Below are 19,703 nucleotides of genomic sequence, written 5' to 3'. Positions count from 1 at the left end.
ATTCGGGTGGAAGCGGGTGGGCTGCGACGCCGGTCGGAAGTTCACTCGATGACCGTGCCGCGGGCCTTCACACGTTCAGGTGTTACCAGAGGAACGTGATTCGTTTTGTGTGAACTCCGCTCCCCGCGTCCGACCGACCGGTATGTTGTGCACCGCCTCGCGGCGGTTTTCCGGCCCGCCCGGGCAGGCCCCCAGGGGCCATTGCCGGACGTCCGGGTACAGAGGCGAGGGTGGCTGAGACTGGTGGCTCGACGAGGCGCGGGGGCCGTCGCCGTGATTGACAGGCCGAGCGACCGGGAAGAACACTGGTGTCCGGGGAATCCGTTGGACGCCTGGTCGGGGGAGATCCCGCCATTCGGCCGGCCACCTGGTGGGAGGCGGCCATGAGTGAGGCGCCCGCGCATTCGCTCGTGAAGAGCCGCGGCATCACAGCCCCGAAGCGGAACAACCTTGCACCCTGGTACGGATTGTCGGTGCCCTATCGGGAACCGGCACCGTCCCCGGTCGGCGAAGCCGCCGATCACCCCCGCACCCCCGACGAACTGCGAATGTCCGCGGAAAGCGCTTATGGCGCCGGTGATTTCGACGCGGCCGGGCATTTCATCCGAGCCGCCGTCACGGCCTACCACGCCGCCCGTGACGAATGGGGAGAGGCGGACGCCCTGGCCGTGCAGGGCTCCCTGGCCCGGACTGCCGGCGACCCCGCCGCCGCCGTGAAGCTCTACCGGCAGGCCCTGTCGCTGTTCAACATCGTCGGCGATCTGACGTCGACCGCCCGTCTCTACCACGCCCTCGCCGAAGTGCGCTTCACCACCGGCGACTACGAGGAATCCGCCGCCGTGCAGCACGAAGGGCTGGCCCTGCTGCCCGACGACCCGGTGATGCTCGAAGGCCTGGGCTACGCCCTCTGGTACGCGGGCCACGAGGCCAACGCCCTCACCTACCTCTCCCGCGCACTGAGCAGCGCGCCCGAGAAGGCGTCGGCACTCCTGGCGCGGGGACAGATTCAGGCCGATCTCGACCGTCCGCGACCGGCCTTGGCGGATCTGGACCGGCTGACCGGTCGCGAGCCGGATCAGCCGGAGTTCCGCGCGGACCTGAGATCCGCGCGCGGGCTGTCCCTCGCCGCGATCGGCCGGACCCCCGAGGCGGAGGCCGAGTTGCGGGCCGCGCTGCTGCTCGCCCCGCAACGGGCGCGCACGCACCTGCGGATCGCCGCGGTGCGGTTGCGCGCGGGCGACACGGTCCGGGCCCGCGCCGCGCTGCGTGCCGCGCTCGGCGCGGCGGACCCGTTGCCGCCGGAACACATCGAGCGGGCACGGCGGATGCTCGGCCGGCTCGCGGAGACACGCGTGTGACACCGGGATCGGGGGAGCGGCGCGCGCTGCTGATCGGCGTGTCCGGATTCGACCCGGACGGCCAGGAGCCGCTGGCCGAGTTGGACTTCGCGGCCGACGCCGTAAGGGATCTGGCGACCGTCCTGGAGGACGGCTTCGGGTTCTCGGTCACCGTCGCCGCGGAGCCGGGACTCAGCACGAAGCGGCTCGGCGCCCTGGTGCGGGAGTCCCTGGAGGCGGCCGGCGGCGACAGCGTCCTGCTGGTCCACCTGCTCACGCACGGCCACGGCAGGGACGGCGCCCTGTACGCCCTCGGCGCCGACGGGATGCCGCACGAGGGCGCCGAGATCGGGGGCTGGCTCGCCGGGCTGCAGCACGTCAAGGACCGGCCGGAGGTCCTGTTCACGCTCGACCTGTGCGAGTCCGGCGCCGTGACCCAGCTGCCGTGGCAGTCGCGTTACGACCGATCGGGCCGCCGCGGATGGGTCATCGCCGCCTGCGAGCCCGACAGGGACGCCTTCAACGGGCACTTCACCATGGCACTCACCGAGGTCCTCGGCGATCTGGCCGCCCGGCGCACCGACGTGACGTCCCGCGCGCCCTACATCCCGCTGGGCACCGTGGCTGACGCGGTTCGCCGCACCACCCTCAAACTGGCCGACGCCCATCGCGTCTACCGGCAGTACGTCACCGCGAGCCGGATCGAGCTCACCGACGAGGCGGTGGTGCTGCCGCTGTTCCGCAATCCCGCCTTCGGCCGGCAGGAGTCGGCGGGCTCCGGAGTTCCCGGCGGCAGGCTGAGCTCCTTCCTCGACGGGGCGGAGCACGGCTCGGATCTGCGGCACTTCGTCGACTCGGTGGCGGGATCCGAGGGACTGCGGGACGAGGCCGGCGGGCTCGTCGGAGGGTTCACCGGCCGGGCCCATGAGCTGCGTCGGCTCTCCCGCTGGCTCGCCGGCGACGGCACGTCGCCGGTGTCCGTGGTCACCGGCAGTCCGGGCGCGGGCAAGTCGGCGCTCGCGGGCCTGCTGGTGTGCGCCGCCCACCGGGATCTGCGCGAGCCCACCAGGGCGGTGTGGGACGACGTCGCGGCGTCCCCGCCCGCGGTGGACCGGCTGGCGGCGGCCCACGCCGGCGGGCGCGGCCTGGAGGCCGTCGCCGGGGAGCTGGGCCGCCAGCTCGGATTCGGCGAGCTGTCCGCCGACCGGCTGCTGGCCGCGCTGCACGCGCCGGACGTGCCGGGGCCGGCCACGCTGGTGATCGACGCGGTCGACGAGGCCGACGACGTGGCGGCCGTGTGCGACTGGGTGATACGCGCGGCGGACGGCAGGACGGTGCGGATTCTGGTCGCGACCCGGCCCTACGAGGAGAGCGGCGGGCTGCGTGATCTCGCCCACGAGGCAGGACACTGCTTCGATCTCGACGCGGTGGAGCCCGCGGTCCTGCTGAGGGATCTGCACGCGTACGTGAGCGGGCTGCTGCTGGGCGTGCCGGAATATCGGGGCCGGCATCAGACGACGGGAGCGTTCGCGGGTTCGCTCGCCGAGACGCTGGTTTCCCACCGGGGCAACGGGTGGGGCGAGTTCCTGGTCGCCGGCCTCTACACGCGTCACTTTCTGGGGTCCTTCGACCCGGACCGCGGAGCCGACGAGGCCGAGCGCCTGGGCGCCGCCGCGCCGCGTACGCTGCCGGAGATCCTCGATCTCGACCTGGCGGGGCCTGCCGCCCACCCGTGGCTGCTGACGGTGCTGACCGCTCTCGCGCACGCCCGCGGCGACGGCATGCCCGCTTCGGTGATCCAGCGGGTGGCCGCGGCCCTGCACCCGGAGCCGGGACCCTCGCTCGCCGACGTCCAGGAGGCCCTGGCGGCAGGGCACACCTACCTGCGCCGCGCCGTCGACGACGACGCGGTGACCGTCCAGCGGCTCTTCCACACCGAACTCGTCCAGCATCTGCGCCGGGAGAAGGACGCCGAGCCGGTCCTCCAGGCCCTGCTCGACGGGCTCGGCCCCGCAGGGCACCGGCAGTGGCCGGCGGCCGAGCCGTACGTCCTGCGCCACAGCCTCGGCCACGCACTCGGGTTGAAGCCCGTCCGCAGGGACGCCGGGGACCCAGGACCGGACGCGGGTGCGGGCGTCGCTGCAGCCGGTGCCGGTGCCGGTGCCGGTGCGATCCTCGGCGACCCGGGGTACCTGCTGTGCGCGGCGGAGTCGGCCTATCTGCCCCATCTCGACGGGTCGCTGCGCCGGGTGGTGACGCGCTGGCACGGTGCCGCCACCTCCGACCGGCGGTTGGGCCTGGGGCTGGCGGCGGCGCTGGAGGGTCGGGACGATCTCGCCCGGAGGGTCGCGCGACTTCCTGGTGAAGAGCCGCTGCCGTGGGCGCCGTTGTGGGCGGGCGGCGCGGACGACGCGGGTGGTGCCGGACCTGTTGTCGGGGTGTTGACCCGCCGCGGGGTGTTGCGGGTGTGGGAGGGGCAGGGGCTGGTGCCGTGCACCGACGGCACCGCTGCCGCGCGTGCCCTGGCCCAGGGCAGGCTCGACGGGCGGCCGGTGCTGGTGGTCGGCACCGGGCAGGGCGGGGTGACCGTCCTCGACCACGCCGAGGCGGTGGCCGGATGGCCGGGGCAGGGCGCCGCGGTCAAGGCGCTCGCGGTCGCCGACCGCGCGGACGGCCCGCTCGTCGTCAGCGGCACCAGCGACGGCGAGGTGACGGTCCGCGAGCTGGCGACCGGCGAGCTCATGGGCCCCGCGGTGCGGCTCGCGGGTCTGGCACCGGGCGCGCTGGCCGCCGTCGCGGACCGCGAGGTGGTGGCGGTGGCGTGCGCGACCGTCGGCGGACGCCTGCAGAGCTGGTATCAGGACGGCAGCCAGACACCCCTGCCCCATTCCTGGTCGACTCCAGCCCCCGCGCTCTCGGTTGCCGTCGGCCACTGTGAGGGGCGGCTGGTCCTCGTGGCGGGGTGCGCCAACGGCGCGGTGGCGGTGTGGGACATGCGCATCCACACCCGTAAGCGGTCACTGGGCGGTGACCACGGCGCGGTGAACGCGGTCGCCCTCGGGAAGCTGCACTCCCGGTGCGTCGTCGTCGCCGGCTGCCAGGACGGGTCGGTGACGGTGTGGGACCTGGCGGGCCTGAAGCAGGTGGGGGAGGCCATCAAGGTCGGCCGGGACCCGGTACGGTCCCTCGCCCTGATCGACGCGCGCGACGGGGAGCTGCACTGCCTGGTCGGCGGTGACGGCCCGACGACGTTGTGGAGCCTCGGCGCGCGGAGCCTGCTGCGGAACTACGGCCAGGACGGTGCCTCCCATGTCGCCCTCGCGGGTCCCGACCCGGCGGGCGCCGCGCCCGTCCGCCCCGCCGCGCTGCCGGTGACCGCCGTCGGTCTGGTGTCGGTGGCGGGAGAACCCGTCGCGGTCTACGGCGACGACAACGGTGCCTGCCACGCTGTGGACGCCCGCACCGGCCGTCCGCGACGGCCGCCGCTGGCCGGCGACGGTGCCGCGGTCGTCGGCGTGGAGGAGATCGTGCTCGGCGGCGCCCCCGTACTGCTGCTGCGCTCGGCGCGGGGCTGCCGCCTCTGGGACGTCGCCTCCGGAGCCCACGCCGACCGGCTGCCGTGGCCCGAGCCTGACCGCCGGCCGGCCGGCCCCGAGCTGCGGACGTCCTTCGTGGGCGGCGCCCTGGTGAGCGTGCACGCCGACCCCGACGGGCAGGTGCGGGTCGGCGAGCACGCCCTGGGCCAACATCGCGGCGCCGTCACCGCGCTGCTGACGACGCGTCTGGCCGGCCGGCCGGTGGCCGTGTCGGGTGGTGTGGACGGCACGGTGCGGGTGTGGGACCTGGAAGGCCGCCGCACGCTGGGCGTGATCGATCTCGGCCGGCCGGTCGTCGCGGTCGCCTCCAGCGGCGACGGGCTGTTGCTGGTGGGTGCGGGAGGGCGGGTGTACGCGCTCGAGCACGTCGCTAGACGGTCCCCGGCGTGAGGAAGGGCAGGATCTCCGCGGCCAGTTCGCGGCAGCGCAGGTACTGCTTCGCCCGGTGCGGGTCGATGAGGTGGATGCTGGTCTCGTGGTCGCGCGTGACGTCGTGGAAACGCCGGGAGATGCCGTGCCGGGGGACGGCCACGGGGTCGCCGCGGTCCGCGACGGTCACCCAGGCGGCGGCTCCGGGTGGCTTCGGTCCGCGGTCCGCCGGCGCCGGTATCAGCCGGTCGAAGACCACGCTGCGCATCGCCAGCGGGCTGCCCAGCGTCACGAAGAGCTCGACGCCGAGGTCGGGCTGGTCGCACAGGGCCTCGTAGGCCACGACGCTGCCCAGGGAGTGCGCGAGCAGCACGCGCGGCTGGTACCGGCGGAGCATCCCGGCGACCCGCTCGCGAGCCTGCGTCCGCGTGTCCGGCGTGTCGGGGTCGAAGTAGGCGGCGAGTTCGCCCACCGTCGCGGTGACGATCCGCAGGGCCTGCCGGCCGTACCGCTCGGTGAACCACTGGGTCATGGAGCGCAGCAGCAGCGTCAGACGCCCCTGCGGCGCGAGCGGCACCGCCTCCGCGCCTTCTTGCGCCAGCCGCACTTCCTCGATCCAGGCGGCGAGGAGTTCCTGCCCGAACGGCGTGAGCCGGGCGGGATCCTCCGCGCCCATGGCCTCACCGCGGAACAGGCAGTCGGCGTAATAGGCGACCGGCACCGGTCCTGGCTCCACCACGTCGCCGCCCACCGCCTGCAGCCCCCGGGCGATCCACTGCTCCCAGTCGGCGCCGATCGCGGCCGTGGCACCGGGCAGATCGCCCCTGGCGGCTTTGAGATACCCGTGGTTCCCGATCCCGTGGACTCCCGCCACCGCGATCCCGGCCATAGCCCGCCCCCCAGCGTCTGCGCGACGGCGCCCGCAGGTCCGGCCCCCGCCCGTCCCTGTCGACGTTAGCAGCGCGCCCCGCAGCCGCGCAGAGCTTCCCGGCCACGGCCGCCGGCCACCACCGCCCCCGGGTCAGTGGAGCGGCACCACCCAGGGGGATGTGGCAGGAGGGAGGCTGAAGGTCCCGTTGCCGGGGAGGAACGGAACGATGGACGGCACGACGGGGAGTCTGCTCGTGGGCGGCGTGTACGGCGTGATCACGGTGGTCCGGTCCGGCGATGGGTGTCCGGCGACCCAGTAGGCGGCCGCGAACAGGCCCACGGCGAAGACGACAAGGATGGCCAGGCCGGAAAACAGTCTGACGCGGCGCTCCTGCGGCGTGCCCCGCGAGTCCAGCAGCGCCTGCAAGCGGGAGGCCCGGCGGATGCCCACGTCGCCCGGTGCGGCCGGCTCGGGGCCGGTGGCCGAACGGGCAGCGGGACGATCGGTGAGGCGCGGGCGGGCGGTCAGGTCGACGCCGAGCCCGGTGAGGCGGTCGCGCAGTTCCTCGACGGCGGCCGGATCGTACGGCGCCGCCCGTATCAGAGCCGGCAGCGGCCCCAGGTCCGGCCCGAACGGGCTCATCGGCTCCATGCCCCCCTGGTGGAGCCAGGACGGCTGCCGGCGCACGTATCCGCCCTGGTGGAGGAGTTGGCCGACCAGGGCGGTGAGGTGGCCGGTCAGCTCGGTGAGGTCCGGGTCCCGTCGCCGCGCGAGACGCCTGGGCCCGCGGTCCACGGCCAGCGCCCGGGCCAGCTGAGGGGCCTGTCCATCGCGCAGCAGGTCAAGCACGGTGCCGGTGCCCGGGTCCGGCCTGCCCGAGCGGCCGGCGGCCGCCGCCAGCAGACGGTCGGCGGCGGCCGCCGCGACGATCTCCGCCACCCGCTGTCGCCAGTCGTGGAGCGGCAGCCGCTCGACCGGGGTGTCCGGCGCGCCGACAGCGGCGACCCGTTGGAGCCGGCCGGCCGGCGCCGCCCAGTCCACCAGGAGGCCGATCGCCGGCGGACCCGGCGCGTCCGTCCGCTCGGGGACCGCACCGAGCGCCGCGATACGCGCGGCCAGCGGCGGATGGGTGTCCCGTACCGAGCGGCGAGGCTCCGGCAGGGACATCCTCAGCTGGTCGAAGCGGGCGCCGTAGCCGGGATCGCCGAGCATGGCGGCGAAGACGGCGAAGACGTCGGCGGGCGCGATCCCCCGGTGGTGGCCGGGGCGTACCCAGTTCACGACCAGGTCCTCCCAGGCGTGGGACGTGGCGCTCAGCGCCCGGAAGGCGTCCGCCGTGGTGCGGCGGGCCTGCGCGCCGGCCGCGTCGATCTCCCCCCGGGCCGACGGCCCGCCGCGTCGCACCGTCAGCACGGCCAGCGCGTGGACCGCCCTGGCGTCGGCGGCCCGTTCCTGCTGGCGCGCCATCGCCAGCGTCACCAGGTCGAAGCACAGGGTGTAACCCGCGAAGACCTTGCGCACCACCCAGGCGAAGGTGCGCGTGTAGCTGCTGGCCCGGCCGAGCAGTTCGAGTTTCGCCGTGAGCTGGTGCAGGGACTGGCTGCCGCGGTGCACCACGGCGGCCAGCCTGGTGTCGAGTGCCGCGTAATGGCCGAGTTCGTGGCCGAGGACCGCGCGCAGTTCGTCCTCGGTCATCCCGAGCAGGAGGGGGAGTCCCAGATACAGGCGGCGGCGTCCGGCGACCAGGCCGAGCAGCCAGGACTCCTCGGTCACCGCGGCGTTCACCTCGGCCGTGAGGTGGATCTCGCTCGGCGCCTCGGTACCGAGCGTCCTGGCCAGTTCATCGGTCAGCCGCCACAGCCGTGGCGCGTCCTGCTCGCTGAGGGCGACCGACTCCGCCAGGGTGAACGACGGCCGGCTCACGGTCGCCAGCCCCCAGAAGACGGCTCCGACAGCGGGCACCGAGGCGAGGATCGCGACCGGGTTCGTGGTGGAACCCGCCTCGTCGCGCGTCTGGTGGACGAGGAATTCGAAAACCACCAGCGTGTCGAGTGCGGCCAGCACGAGCGCCAGAACGTAGATGCCGATGAGGAGCCCGACCGCGATCAGCGTCCTCGCGGCGATCAGCGCGCGCCTCACCGCGTCCCCCCTTCCATGGCGTCGTTGACCAGCGCTCCGAGGCGCCGTCGGGTCCGGTCGTCGTGCGCGAAGCAGCGTGTGAGCCAGTCCTGGCTCTGGCGCAGCCGCTCCCGCAGCAGGGGGTCGAGCAGCGCTCGCCGGTCGATCCGGGTGGAGGCCGCCGTCCCCTGCAGGTGCCGGTCCGCTGCGGCGGCCGGGCCGGCGGCGTCGGTGACCGGGCCGCCCAGCAGCTTGCGCAGCGTCCGGCGCGCCCGGCGGAGGTACGCGGTCGCCACGCCGCGCGGCACGGCGAGTTCCCGGGCGATCTCGTCCTCCGCCAGCCCCTGGACGAAGGCCATCTCGGTGACCACGCGCTGTCCGCGGGGCAGCCGGGTGACGGCGTCGAGAGTCCGCAGTGCCGCACCGGTCTCGGCGGCCGTCGCGTCGCGCGGCGGCGTGAAGCGCAGGTCGGTTGGCCCTCCCGACCGCCACCGCCGGCCGGTCTGCCAGGCGGCCTTGTCCAGCGCCCGGTAGAAGCCGGTCTCGGCGGAGGCGGCCGGCCGGCGCCCTCCCCGCGCGTACACCTCGGTGACCAAGGCTTCGGCCTGCCGCAGGTCGGCGGTGGTCATGACGGCCTTGGCCAGGCCGCGCGCGAAGGTGCGCGTGAAGAGCTCGTCGAAGGGGTCCGCCAACGCGCCTGCCGGGGCCAGGTCCAGTGCCACCGCGTCCTGCGGCCTGGGGGCCGGGCGGGCGGGCCCCGGCAGATCGGGGGCGGCGCCTTCGTAACTGAGCAGCGGCGCGGTGGTGTCGGCCGCGGCCAGGTAGCGGGCGCACCTGGCGAGGGCACCGGCCAGAGCGGGGTCGGCCGCTTTCGCCGGGACGGCCACCCCCGGGTCCGGTTCCGCCAGGCGGGTCAGCCTCATCCCTTCGACCAGGATGCGCAGGCCATCGGTGCAGACCGGCAGGTCCCGCTGTGCGGCGGCGACGAAGGCCGCGCGCGCTGCGACCGCTGACGGGCTCTCGGCTCCGGTACGCATCCGCTCCAGGCGGTGCCACGCCGCCAGCACGGCGCCGTCCGGCGTGTCCGCGGTCCGGTCCAGGACCTCTGGCGGCCAGGCGGCCGGGTCACGCCGGGTGCGGACCAGGTGGTATCCGAGGGCCGCCGCCTGCGACCAGGTGCGCGGCGGGTCGATCAGGTCCGCGACCATCGCGGCCTGCCGGGCCGCCCCGGTGGCGAGATAGCCGAGCAGGGCCCGCGCGACCGGATCGGCCGACGCGTCGGTGCCGAGCACGCCGGCCACCAGCCGGACCGGTCCGGGCGCCGCCGGGCGGAGGGTCGCCGCCGCCGTCCGGCCGCGGGGGAGGTGGAGCAGTTGCCAGGGGGCGCGGGAGCTGCCGAACTGGAGGGCGCACGGCACCGGCGGCAGGTCCTCCACGATCACCCGGGCGCCCTCCGGGGAGCTTCCGACCGACATCCGCGGCGGGGAGGTCCGCCAGCCGCCCGGTTGACGGGCCCACAGCCGCAGCCAGACGTCCTCGTAGCGGGGGTCGTCCAGGCGGCCGAACGCGGAGGTGTGCGCGGGGAGCAGGAGCACGGTCGCCTCCAACCACGGCTGGGGGGCGCTGCCTTCCAGGGTGAGCCGGCACTCGCGCCAGTGCCCGGGGTCGTCGGTCACCCGGGTGTATCCGCCGCCCAAGGTCAGGCCGGACGGCAGGACCGCGTGTACGGCGTAGTCACCCGGTGGCAGCGCGATCGGGCACGGCCGCCCGGCCGTGACCAGACGGCTGGTGACCAGTCGCTGGCGGTCGTCGAGGACGTCCGCGCAGACGGGTGTCCCCACCGCCCAGGCGTCCTGTGCGTCGAGCAGGACGGTCAGACCCGTCGTCGGCGCTCCCGCCTGCCCCGGCGGCCGGACCGCACCCGGTTCCGTGCCCGCGCCCGGTGTCACCTCGCCACCTCCATGCTCGCCCGGGAGTGCGGCGGCAGGACGCTGTGCGGCCGTGACACCTCGGCAGCGGGGGACTTGGCCCGCAGCAGGTAGACGCCGGCCCGCACCCGCATCCGCCACTCCTGCCCTGCAGGCAGGTCCGCCGTGGCGGCGGCCTGCCGTGGCTCGCCGCAGTCCACCGGTGGCAGGTCCTCCGGGTGGTGCGGCGCGCAGCTCAGGCGGGTCCGCGCGGCCGGGCCGGCCGGGTGGCAGCGGACGGTCAGGGACGCGGCGGGCGCCTCGTCGAGCCGGCGCAGCACGGTGTCGCCGAGGCTGTTGGACTCGACCCCGCGCGGGAGCGAGGAGACGTCCAGCTCCTCCCTGAGCAGGGTGTCGACGGATCTGCGGACACCCTCCATCCGGACCACCCAGCGCCCGGCGTCATCCGTGGTGGCCGCCTCCCCGTCGAGCGCGCGGATCACCGCCCGGGTCAGCTGGGAGACCTCCCCACGGCGACCGCCGGTCTCCTCGAACGCGGGCAGCCGCAGCGTCAACTCGTGCGTGCACACGCGGGGGGCGAAAACCTCGGGCCGGGCCAGCGGGGCGACCGGTCCGGGACGCAGGTCGAAGCAGTCCGTCCGGCAGGCGTCGATGATCAGGCACTGGGTGCGCGGCCCGCGCTGCTGGAGGGCAAGACGCGTCTCGTCGAAGTCGAACGCCTGGGCGAAGGGGGTCGCCCCGAAGCGGTTGAAGTCGCCGGCCAGCAGCAGCTGGCTCTCGGCCTGGAGGCCGTGGCCGCAGAAGTAGAGGACGGCGACGTTCTCCGGATGCGTGGCGCAGCGTGCCAGCCAGGCCGCGAAGGCCTCGCGAATACGGTCGATGGTCGGCTCGCGGGGTGCAGGTTCCGGCAGTCCGGGCGGGACGTCACCGTCGGGGCTGGAGATCAGCAGGTCCACGCTGCCCGCCGGTACGTTCCAGCGTGCCGTGCCGCCGTCCACCAGCAGCCGGGCGAAGGCGAGTGCCGACCGGGGTGGGGACGTCAGTTGCCGCATGCCGTCGAAGGTGAACGCCTCGCGCGGGTCGGCGAGCGGGCCGCCGGGCAGGTACGGATAGCTGCCGACGCCGATCACCAGCGCGTGCATGGCGGGTTCGTCGCGGCGCGCGTCGTGGAAGAGCTCCGTCATGCCTCGTGCTCCGCGGCCGGCGCAGCCGGGTGCAGGGGAGCGGGTGCGACCACGCGGTGCGCGGCCGGGCCGTTGCCCAGCCGTCCGGCGAGCAGGTGGTGGAAGCTGGGCGTGAGGAGATACCCGGAGTGCGCGCCGAGCAGCCCCCGACCGGTGGAGTAACGGTAGTCCTCGGCGCCGGCGAAGATGCCCGCGGTCACGAAGGCCAGGACGTCGTCGGGATCGAAGACGTTGATCCAGCGCCCGACACCGGCCAGGGCGGGCACCCGTTCCACGGCGGGGTCCAGCGGGGGTGCGACGGCGGGGAAGAGGTCCAGCTCGGCGAAGAGGCCGACCTGCGAGCCGACGGTCACCAGCGCGTCGCACTCCAGGTCGGGGCGCAGGTGGGAGAGGAGGTCGTAGACGATGTTCCCGCCCATGCTGTGCGCGACGACGACCAGCCGCGGATCCGCCTCGGTACGCGACCGGGCACCCTCCTCGACGGCCCCGGCGACGGCGCGGGCGATCGCGCCGTCGGCGCCGTGCTGCTCGCGCTGCCGGAGGTAGGCGAGCACGTCGCCGAGGAAGACGGACACCGAGCGGTGCGTACGGGAGCGGGCGACCGACAGCGTCGCGGTCGTCGCGGCCCGAGGCACGGCGGAGGCGATCCGGGCCAGCCCTTCCCGCAGCCGCCCCACCGCGGCTCGCCGGCGGGACGGCCCGAACGCCTCCACGGCTGCCGGGCCTGCGTGTTCGGGCGCCGTGTCGCGGCCCTCGACCAGGTGCGCGAGCAGTGCGGCGAGGAAGTCCCGGTCGTCGCGGACCTGCGCCAGCCAGGCGGGCTGCGGCTGCCGCTCGGCGTAGTCGGCCGCTTCCGCGGCGAGCCTGGCCAGTTCCGGTGCCTGCGCCCCGGAGTCCGACTGACCGGCCGCTTCCCACAGCAGGTCGACCGCGGCGGCCAGGGACTCGCGCGCGAGCGCGGTCAACGGTGCGGCACCCACCTCACCGCCGCGCGCCGGCAGGAAGCCGAGGAGGTCCTGCATCGTGTCCGGGTCGGCGGTACCGAACCGCTCCTCACCCGCACCCGGTAACGACGCGTGGTTCCAGCCGAATCGCGCCGCGGCGTCCCCCCAGTAGGCGTCCACGATCCCGAGCCCACCCGGCGGGACGCCCCACGCGGGTGCCAGGAACGCCTCCCAGAGCGCGGCGCGCCGTAACGCCGCCCGCTCGTACGCCGCGGACCGCCGCGTCGCCACTCCGTGAACGAAGACAACAGGCATGTCCCACCCCCCAGCTACTCCCACCCCGGCCCGACCGATCCCCGTCGGCCGGGTGACAACAAGCCGGGGAGCGCCCCGCACTTCCGCACGGGTCACGCCGCCGGCTCTGCGCCGAATCTACAAAACTGCCGATCTCCGCGTGCGGTTTCACCGAAATCCACCCAGGAACGGCAAATCTCACCCGAGACGTCGGCCGAGACCGCCGGAGGACCGTACGCTGCCGGTCCGCCTACTGGTGGGCGAGACACGCCTCGGCGACGGCGGCGTCCTCGGAGATCAGGCCGCCCGAGGCCCCCACCCCACCGACGATGCGGCCGTCCGCGCCGACGATGGGCAGGCCGCCGCTGAAGGAGACCAGCCCGCCGTTGGTGATCTCGATGTTGTACAGGTCGCCGCCCGGCTGTGACAGTTCGCCGATCGCCGCGGACGGCATCTTGAACAGCACGGCGGTCCGCGCCTTCTTGACCGCGATGTCGACGGAGCCGAGCCAGGCGTCTTCCATCCGCGAGAAGTGCAGCAGATGGCCCCCGGCATCCACGATGGCGACGTTCATGGCCACGCCCATTTCGGTGGCTTTGGCGATACCGGCGGCCGTGCGGTCCATCGCCTCCTGCAGCGTCAGGGTCGTCACTTCCACGGTCCTTTCGTCGTTCGGGATGCGCCGGCCGCGAAGAATATGTATGGCGCGCGGATTATCGCCGGGAGCGGCACCCCCACCGGCGGAAGGGTCCGTACAAAAAGGCGGCGCAGACGAGCATATGAGCCCCATCGCAGAATCGCCGGGAGGACACGACTCGCCGGCCGTGTCGCGTCGGGTATCCGGAGCAGCCCGGCCGTCGCCCGTACGGAGGCCGTCGCCCGAGCCGATGGCGGACTTCGCCGCGGGTCACCGCAAAGGGGGCAGCGGCTCCTCGTCGAGGGACTCGTCGGGATCCGGCTGCACGGGATTCCACCGGTACTGCAGGTCGTCGTTCTTCTGCAGGACCCCTGCCTTGACCATGCTTTCGAGCATCTCGTCCAGCATGATGCCGAGCGGAAAACCGTCGATCCAGAACGCTCCCTTCATGGACCCGAAACTCCGTTCCTGCGGTACCGCCCCGATGAATCTGCCGAGCCGATATCCCGCCACGTCGAAGTCCGTCCACTCGGCAAGAATCTCCGGCAGTCGTGCCTCTTCCATCGCGATGCCTTTCGTACTCACGCATGTGCCTGTCCATCTGCCGGCCGGGTGGGGCAGCGCCGTCGCAGTCGCGTTGCCGGCCGGGGCCGCCGCCTGACCGGCCGGAGACGAACCGACCTCGGGGCGGGCCGGGGAGCTCACGTAGGCTAACCGTTTCATCCGACGTCGCGACGAGGTCAGCCCCCATGCACAGCAGCACCAGGATCCGCCTGATCGAGCCCGCCGACGCCGCCACGATCGCCGCGCATCGGGTGCGGGACGTCGAGGCCTTCCGGCCGTGGGAACCGGCCCATCCGGCCGACTTCTTCACCCCGGAGGGCCAGGCCGCGCGGATCGACGGCCTGCTGGCCGGGCACCGGGCCGGCGCGGTCTGGCCGGGTGTGGTCCTCGCCGACGACCAGGTGATCGGGCAGGTCACCGTCGGAGGCATCCTGCCCCAGCCGCACCTGCGCCGCGGCTCCGTCGGCTACTGGATCGCGAGCGTCGCCCAGAACCAGGGGCACGCGGGGCGCGCCGTCGGGCTGCTGCTCCAGGTGATGACGGACGAACTCGGCCTGCACCGGGCCGAAGCGTCCACCAACCTGGAGAATCTGCCCTCACAGCGGGTGCTGCGCCGCAACGGCTTCGCCCCGTACGGCGTCGCGCACTCCTCGATCTTCCTCGACGGGAGCTGGCGGGACGGGCTGCTGTGGGAGCGGATCCTCGGCGGCTGAGAGCTGTCACGGAGCCCGTCGGCGGCCGCGTCACCGCGAGCTGGGCGCCGGCGCGGGGGGTAGGCGCGCCGGACGAGGGAAGTCGTCCGGGCAGGGAGCAGGCCGCTCCCAGGTGTCCACGTGCCTGACGGAAGAGGAACCGCCGATGAGCTCGCAGATCTGGGTGGTGACGGGTGCCGTCGTCCTCATGGCAGTGGCGGCAGCCGTGGTGGTGGCATGGCGGCGAATCCGCCAGGGGTCCACGCCCTCCACCGCCCCGGCTCGTGGCAGTGGCCCTCGGCGTGGCGAGGTGTGGTGGGCCGAGGTCCCCTACGAGGACGTCGTCGGGGCGAAGGACCGCCCGTGCCTGGTCATATCGGTGCGGGGCCGGAAGGCGAGGGTCGCGAAGATCACCTCCCGCTTCCACGAGGAACTCCCCGGGGTCGTCGCGCTTCCGGTCGGCACCGTCGACGACGCCGAGGGCCGGCGGAGCTACCTGGAGACCAACGAGCTGCGCACCGTCTCGCTCTCGGCTTTCCGGCGTCGCGCGGGCAGCCTCGACGCGCGCACGATGAAGGGCCTGGGCCTGCGCTGACGCCGCCTCGGACGCCCGGGCACGCGCCGCCCGCGAGAAGCGGGACCGTCTCACAGTGCCTCGGCGAGGAAGTCCAGCCGGCGCAACTGCTGGAAGCCTTCGCCGCCCTCGTGCCCGTTGAACTCCCACAGCCTCATCTCCGCGGGGCCGGCGTAGGCGTTGTAGGCCGCGTACGCCGTCGACGGCGGGCATATCGGGTCCATCAGCGCGGCGCTGAAGAGCGCCGGAACCGATGCCCGCCGCGCGAAGAACACCCCGTCGACGTAGGACAGCGTCCGCATGACCTGGTCGACGAGGTCGCGCCGAGCGCGCAGAAAGCCCACCACCTCAAGGTAGGGGCCCTCGGTGGCGAGCTCGCACCCGCGCCGAATGTCGCACAGGTAGGGCACGTCGGCGATCAGGCAGCGCACGGGAGCGCCGAGCCCGGTCGCCGCGAGCGCGACACCCGCACCGGCGCTGCCGCCCATCAGAGCGATGCGTTCCGCGTCGACAGCCGGATGCGCGGCGATCGCGCGCACCGCGCACACCGCGTCCGTGATGACCCGTCGGAAGTAGTAACTCTCCGGGAGGGCGATGCCACTGGTCATGAAGCCGGGGTAGTGCGGTTCCGGGGAGGCGTCCGGATCGGGGGTGTCACCGACCAGCCAGTGCGCCCCCTGACCGCGCAGGTCCATGATGAAGTGTGCGTACCCGGCGGCCGAGTAGACGAGCGAGTCGTGCGGCAGGCCGCGCCCGCCGCCGTAGCCCGGGATCTCCACCACGCAGGGCAGCGGCCCCTCGGCGTGGGCCGGCACCAGCAACCACCCGCGTACTGCCGCTCCACCGAAGCCGGTGAAGGTCACATCCTGGACGGTGACGGTACGCAGCGGTGTCGGATGCGACGCGAAGCTCGCCGACGGCTGGGCCTCCGCCAGAGTGCGCTTCCAGAACGCGTCGAAATCCGCTGGCTCCGGAGTGGCGCAGCGGTACGCCGCGAGCTGCGGGACCGTGAGATCGGTCAAGGGCATCGAGGTCTCTCCCCCCATGTCATGTCGGCTGGAGTCTGGTCCTCGAAAGAGATCGACTCGTGTCAACGCATGATTATCGGACCCGGTGCGAGGCCGGCACAAGGATGTTCCGCCGGCCCGGACGGCGGCACGGGCGCAGCGCAGTCGTGTCAAGAAGGCCTGAGCCCTGCCCCGGAACCGAATGGCCCGGGCCCCGGCGTCTTCTGGAGGTGGTCCGGCGGTCCTTGCCGTCACCTGGATGAAAGAGCTACGCGTCAGCCGGAACTGCGAGTGAAGAGGATCGCACCCGGAGCGCTTCCTTCCGGATCGAGCAGCATCTCGGCCTCGACCGTGAACCCGGCCTCGCGCAGCCAAGCGCCCACTCGGGCGGGCCGGCGCCGGTGGACGTGGACCTTCATCGGGTGACCGCCGTAGCCCTCCGTCTTGAGCTTCGACCCGTCGCCCACGTGAAAGCCGATCAGCAGCGGTGCTCCGGAACGCAGCACTCGCCTGAAGCCGGCGAGCACCGCCGGGACGGCCTCGTCAGGGATGTGGATCAGCGACCAGAAGGAGAGCGCGCCGGCGATGGACGCCTCGTCGAGGTCGAGAGCCGTCATCGAGCCGACCTCGAACCGGACTCCCGGGTGGTCACCGCGAGCCACCTCGACCATCCCGGGGGAGAGGTCGATTCCGAAGGCGTCGACGCCCAGGCTGTTGAGGTGGGCGGTGATATGGCCCGGTCCGCATCCCACGTCGGCCACGGGCCCTCCGCCGGCGCCACGGACGGCGTCGGCGAACAGGGCCAGAGCTGCCCGTATGTAGGGCTCGTCACCCAGAACGCCGCGCATTTTGTCGGCGTAGCTTGCTGCCACCGTGTCGTACGAGACCGAGGTGTCCACCAACCAGCTGTCCGCTTTCATGCTGCGACACAGTAGCCGTGCCGGTCGCCCGGGAGCATCTCACAGGCCGGTGAAGGAGCCCTGGTGGAGCCGGAGCCACTGTGCGAACGACTCCAGCCGCGGGTTGAGCTCGCGTACTCCGTCCAACTGCCTGGCGCCGATGAATTCGGCCTCGGCGTCGCGGTAGTAGCGGAACATGTTGGCGAGTTCGTTGCTGGTGGGCAGCCCCTGTGCGCGGAACTGCTCGATGCTCATCGGACGGTAGCCCACGGGCTCGCCCAGCGCCGCGGCGAAGGCGACGGCGTACTGCTGCCCCGTCCGGCCGCCCCACGCGAGCCCGCGTGCCGGCCGGACGGGGCCGCTGACCGCAGCCGGGCTGCGCCGAGGTGATCCCGCCGTGGTCCGCGCGCGGACCACGGGAGCCGTGACGGCGGCCGCCGTCACGGCTCCCGGCCGTCACGCGGGTCGCGATCCACAGCTGGGGCAGGCGCCGTTGCTCAGAACGTCCACCGGGTGTGGGTGTACACCCCACCGTTGCGACCGAAGCCGTACGCGGCGGCCGGGGTCACCGCGAAAGCCGCCACGTGGCCACCGCGGATGGCGTCCCCGATGCCGTGGAAGGTGCCCTCGGGTGACGTGATGTGCGACCGGTACTTCGCCTCGTACGCCGTGATCATCACCTCCAGGGCTGCCGGATCGGCAACCCGCTGCGCCGTGCCCTCGACCACGAGGTCGAGCCCCTCGGTGAGGGAGTTCCCCCCGGTGGTCAGTGCGCAGTGGCCGTCATGGGCCAGGTTCTTTGCCTTCTGCTCGTGCGTGCCGGTGGAGAAGTACAGCACTCCTTCGTGCCAGGCGGCGATCACGGGAGTGACGTGCTGCCGGCCGTCGGGTCGCGCTGTGGACAGCCAGAAGATCCCGGCGGCCTCGAGGTGCTGCTGTGCCTGATCCCATTCGGTCGCCGTGGCGGCCGCGGCGCCGGGGCGGGGATTGAGCGCGGAGCTGTAGCGGTCGTCGAGCTCGGCGGTGGGCTGTTTTGCGGATCCCTGTGTCGTCATGGCGGATCTCCTTCCTCTCCTTCCGCTAACGACACACCGCCCGCGTGGCAATCGGCACTACGCCGTCCGGGGCCGTGCGCACGCCAGGAACCTCCCGGGGGGCGGAACCGCCGGACTACCGGGAGGCTGTGACGGGCTACGAGCGGCCGATGAGACGCACTTCTCCGCGCCGCAGCACTACGTGGGACGACGGCGGCCGAGAACGTTCGCGAGCTCGCCGACCGGCGCCAGCACGTGTCCGCCGTCGCCCGCGCACCACCACACGGCCTCGCGCCCCCGCTGCGAGCCGTGGACACCGAGGTCGTGCCGGGGACACACCGGCCAGACCTGCCAGGTCCATTCGAGCAGGCTCTCCTGGATCAGGACCGCCAGGCTGGTCAGTGCCGTGGTCGGGTCGTCGCACATGCCAGGCAGGATGTGGCCGCCCCAGTCGAGCCGTTCGCCGCCGGCAAGGCGGACACCGGCTCCCACCGCGAACCAGTCCTCCAGGACCTCGATCTGCGGCTCGCCCTCGATCCCGCGCGTGGGCAGGTCGCGGGCGGCAATGCGCAGCGCGGCGCGCAACGTCTCCAGACGCCCGGGGGCGAGGTCGAAGCCGGGATCGAAGCCCGCGTCGTCCAGGACGCGCCGGGCCAGCGCGGTCATCTCCGCCCGCGGCACCTCCGCCGGGTTCCGCTCGACAACCTCCAGGACCGCCTCCGTGCAGCGGGACCAGTCGAGCAGCTCGCAGGCGAGAGCGACGACGTCCTGCGGGTCGAGGTTGCCCTCGCGCAGGCCGAGGTAGACCCTTCGCTTCAACTGCTCGGTGTCCGCTTCGTATTCGGCCATGGCGTTGCTCACCGGGCCAGTATCCCCACCTGTCGCGGTTCCCCGCTGCATGGTTTTTCCGGACGGCCTCTGACCTCTGACATCTGACGTCCGACGCACCCAGCTGCGCAGACGTCAGGCGGTGCTGCCGGCGCCGGAGGTGGTCTTGAGCCGGGTCCGGTGTGCGGCCTGTTTCGCGCGGTTGCCGCAGATCGCCATGCTGCACCACCTGCGGACGCGTCCTCGGGTGTGGTCGACGAACATGAGCGTGCACGCCGGCCCTTCGCACGCCTTGACGTCCACGAAGTTCTCCTCGCTGAGGAACCGCGCCAGCGCCTCGGCGATGGGCTGGAGCAGCGCATCGGGTGAGCGCCAGCGGCGCGTCCTGTGCAAGTGAAGGCCGGGTGCACCCTCCGGCCCGGCGGTGAGCTGGAGGAATTGCTCGTCGCGCGCCAGCAGCCGGTTCAGCGGTGCCAGCTCCCCGAGGTCCTCCGGCGGGAGGGGCCGGCCCCGGCGCTGGTGGACGAACGTTCTGAGCTCTTCGCGCAGGCTCCGCGCCTGGGCGGCGAGCTTGTCGAGCTCGCCGGGCAGGGCCTGCTCGCGCAGCTCCGCGAGGACCCGGGGCGGCGCCGCTTCCGCCTGCTCCAGCCAGGACAGGAGGCCGTCGCCGTCCTCGATCCAGTCGATCTCCCTGTCGAGCGGTGTGGCAATCGAGTTGAGGAAGTCCAGGCCGAGCGCGTCGGCGAGAAAGAGAGCCGGAGCGTGTTGGACCATCCTGTCTGTCCCTTCCTGGTGCCTGGTGGTGCGTTCCTGCAAGGTAACCGGCT

The 19,703-nt window shown here is 73.4% G+C and carries 17 protein-coding genes; 4 read left to right on the top strand and 13 right to left on the bottom strand.

Annotated elements, in window-relative coordinates:
* Positions 1-548 precede the first annotated feature (548 nt).
* Complete coding sequence (locus OG702_RS00705; RefSeq protein ID WP_327286855.1) at positions 549-1,358, top strand: tetratricopeptide repeat protein; 810 nt, start codon at positions 549-551, stop codon at positions 1,356-1,358.
* The gene (locus OG702_RS00700; RefSeq protein WP_327286854.1) at positions 1,355-5,323 is read left to right on the top strand and encodes a hypothetical protein; all 3,969 of its coding nucleotides are present in this window, start codon (positions 1,355-1,357) and stop codon (positions 5,321-5,323) included. Before OG702_RS00705 ends, OG702_RS00700 begins: the two co-directional genes overlap by 4 nt.
* Here OG702_RS00700 and OG702_RS00695 read toward each other — a convergent pair.
* The 7 genes from OG702_RS00695 to OG702_RS00665 form a co-directional block, all read right to left on the bottom strand.
* A complete protein-coding gene (locus OG702_RS00695; RefSeq protein ID WP_327286853.1) occupies positions 5,304-6,191 on the bottom strand; it encodes a hypothetical protein in 888 nt (295 codons plus the stop codon). The two genes, OG702_RS00700 and OG702_RS00695, sit on opposite strands and share 20 nt — an antisense overlap.
* 132 nt (positions 6,192-6,323) lie before the next feature.
* Positions 6,324-8,312, bottom strand: a complete 1,989-nt coding sequence (locus tag OG702_RS00690; protein WP_327286852.1) for a M48 family metallopeptidase — start codon at positions 8,310-8,312, stop codon at positions 6,324-6,326.
* Positions 8,309-10,240 (bottom strand): sigma factor-like helix-turn-helix DNA-binding protein, encoded by a 1,932-nt coding sequence (locus OG702_RS00685; protein ID WP_327286851.1) that lies wholly within the window; start codon positions 10,238-10,240, stop codon positions 8,309-8,311. The genes OG702_RS00690 and OG702_RS00685 overlap by 4 nt, the downstream gene beginning before the upstream one ends.
* Positions 10,237-11,403, bottom strand: coding sequence for a caspase family protein (locus OG702_RS00680; protein WP_327286850.1), 1,167 nt, complete (start codon positions 11,401-11,403; stop codon positions 10,237-10,239). Before OG702_RS00680 ends, OG702_RS00685 begins: the two co-directional genes overlap by 4 nt.
* Positions 11,400-12,662, bottom strand: a complete 1,263-nt coding sequence (locus OG702_RS00675; protein ID WP_327286849.1) for a hypothetical protein — start codon at positions 12,660-12,662, stop codon at positions 11,400-11,402. The genes OG702_RS00680 and OG702_RS00675 overlap by 4 nt, the downstream gene beginning before the upstream one ends.
* Positions 12,663-12,891: 229 nt before the next feature.
* Positions 12,892-13,293 (bottom strand): GlcG/HbpS family heme-binding protein, encoded by a 402-nt coding sequence (locus OG702_RS00670; protein WP_327286848.1) that lies wholly within the window; start codon positions 13,291-13,293, stop codon positions 12,892-12,894.
* Positions 13,294-13,548: 255 nt separating this feature from the next.
* On the bottom strand, positions 13,549-13,863 hold the full coding sequence (locus OG702_RS00665) for a hypothetical protein (RefSeq protein ID WP_327286847.1): 315 nt from the start codon (positions 13,861-13,863) through the stop codon (positions 13,549-13,551).
* A 164-nt stretch (positions 13,864-14,027) separates the two neighbouring features.
* Between OG702_RS00665 and OG702_RS00660 the strand changes: the two genes are divergently transcribed.
* Positions 14,028-14,555 carry a GNAT family N-acetyltransferase gene (locus OG702_RS00660; RefSeq protein ID WP_327286846.1) on the top strand — a complete coding sequence of 176 codons (528 nt, stop codon included), beginning with the start codon at positions 14,028-14,030 and terminating at the stop codon, positions 14,553-14,555.
* A 145-nt stretch (positions 14,556-14,700) separates the two neighbouring features.
* The gene (locus OG702_RS00655) at positions 14,701-15,129 is read left to right on the top strand and encodes a type II toxin-antitoxin system PemK/MazF family toxin (protein WP_327286845.1); all 429 of its coding nucleotides are present in this window, start codon (positions 14,701-14,703) and stop codon (positions 15,127-15,129) included.
* A 50-nt stretch (positions 15,130-15,179) separates the two neighbouring features.
* On the opposite strand, the gene OG702_RS00650 is transcribed toward OG702_RS00655, so the two are convergent.
* The 6 genes from OG702_RS00650 to OG702_RS00625 form a co-directional block, all read right to left on the bottom strand.
* Complete coding sequence (locus OG702_RS00650; protein WP_327286844.1) at positions 15,180-16,136, bottom strand: acetylxylan esterase; 957 nt, start codon at positions 16,134-16,136, stop codon at positions 15,180-15,182.
* Between the two features lie 254 nt (positions 16,137-16,390).
* A complete protein-coding gene (locus OG702_RS00645) occupies positions 16,391-17,035 on the bottom strand; it encodes a class I SAM-dependent DNA methyltransferase (RefSeq protein ID WP_327286843.1) in 645 nt (214 codons plus the stop codon).
* Positions 17,036-17,074: 39 nt separating this feature from the next.
* Positions 17,075-17,269 (bottom strand): hypothetical protein, encoded by a 195-nt coding sequence (locus OG702_RS00640; RefSeq protein WP_327286842.1) that lies wholly within the window; start codon positions 17,267-17,269, stop codon positions 17,075-17,077.
* Positions 17,270-17,511: 242 nt separating this feature from the next.
* On the bottom strand, positions 17,512-18,069 hold the full coding sequence (locus OG702_RS00635; RefSeq protein WP_327286841.1) for a pyridoxamine 5'-phosphate oxidase family protein: 558 nt from the start codon (positions 18,067-18,069) through the stop codon (positions 17,512-17,514).
* A gap of 177 nt (positions 18,070-18,246) precedes the next feature.
* The gene (locus tag OG702_RS00630; RefSeq protein ID WP_327286840.1) at positions 18,247-18,909 is read right to left on the bottom strand and encodes a hypothetical protein; all 663 of its coding nucleotides are present in this window, start codon (positions 18,907-18,909) and stop codon (positions 18,247-18,249) included.
* Positions 18,910-19,011: 102 nt separating this feature from the next.
* Positions 19,012-19,650: a CGNR zinc finger domain-containing protein gene (locus tag OG702_RS00625; RefSeq protein WP_327286839.1), complete on the bottom strand. Its 639-nt coding sequence runs from the start codon at positions 19,648-19,650 to the stop codon at positions 19,012-19,014.
* Positions 19,651-19,703: the final 53 nt, after the last annotated feature.

It is taken from the genome of Streptomyces sp. NBC_01198 (genome assembly GCF_036010485.1).
Classification (GTDB): domain Bacteria; phylum Actinomycetota; class Actinomycetes; order Streptomycetales; family Streptomycetaceae; genus Actinacidiphila.
This window is presented reverse-complemented; position numbering and strand designations above follow the sequence as displayed.

Excerpts from the sequence above, each read along its gene's own strand:
- OG702_RS00705 (WP_327286855.1), top strand. The coding sequence starts at position 549 with ATGTCCGCGGAAAGCGCTTATGGCGCCGGTGATTTCGACGCGGCCGGG.
- OG702_RS00695 (WP_327286853.1), bottom strand. The coding sequence starts at position 6,191 with ATGGCCGGGATCGCGGTGGCGGGAGTCCACGGGATCGGGAACCACGGG.
- OG702_RS00680 (WP_327286850.1), bottom strand. The coding sequence starts at position 11,403 with ATGACGGAGCTCTTCCACGACGCGCGCCGCGACGAACCCGCCATGCAC.
- OG702_RS00675 (WP_327286849.1), bottom strand. The coding sequence starts at position 12,662 with ATGCCTGTTGTCTTCGTTCACGGAGTGGCGACGCGGCGGTCCGCGGCG.
- OG702_RS00660 (WP_327286846.1), top strand. The coding sequence starts at position 14,028 with ATGCACAGCAGCACCAGGATCCGCCTGATCGAGCCCGCCGACGCCGCC.
- OG702_RS00655 (WP_327286845.1), top strand. The coding sequence starts at position 14,701 with ATGAGCTCGCAGATCTGGGTGGTGACGGGTGCCGTCGTCCTCATGGCA.
- OG702_RS00650 (WP_327286844.1), bottom strand. The coding sequence starts at position 16,136 with ATGCCCTTGACCGATCTCACGGTCCCGCAGCTCGCGGCGTACCGCTGC.
- OG702_RS00645 (WP_327286843.1), bottom strand. The coding sequence starts at position 17,035 with ATGAAAGCGGACAGCTGGTTGGTGGACACCTCGGTCTCGTACGACACG.
- OG702_RS00640 (WP_327286842.1), bottom strand. The coding sequence starts at position 17,269 with ATGAGCATCGAGCAGTTCCGCGCACAGGGGCTGCCCACCAGCAACGAA.
- OG702_RS00635 (WP_327286841.1), bottom strand. The coding sequence starts at position 18,069 with ATGACGACACAGGGATCCGCAAAACAGCCCACCGCCGAGCTCGACGAC.
- OG702_RS00625 (WP_327286839.1), bottom strand. The coding sequence starts at position 19,650 with ATGGTCCAACACGCTCCGGCTCTCTTTCTCGCCGACGCGCTCGGCCTG.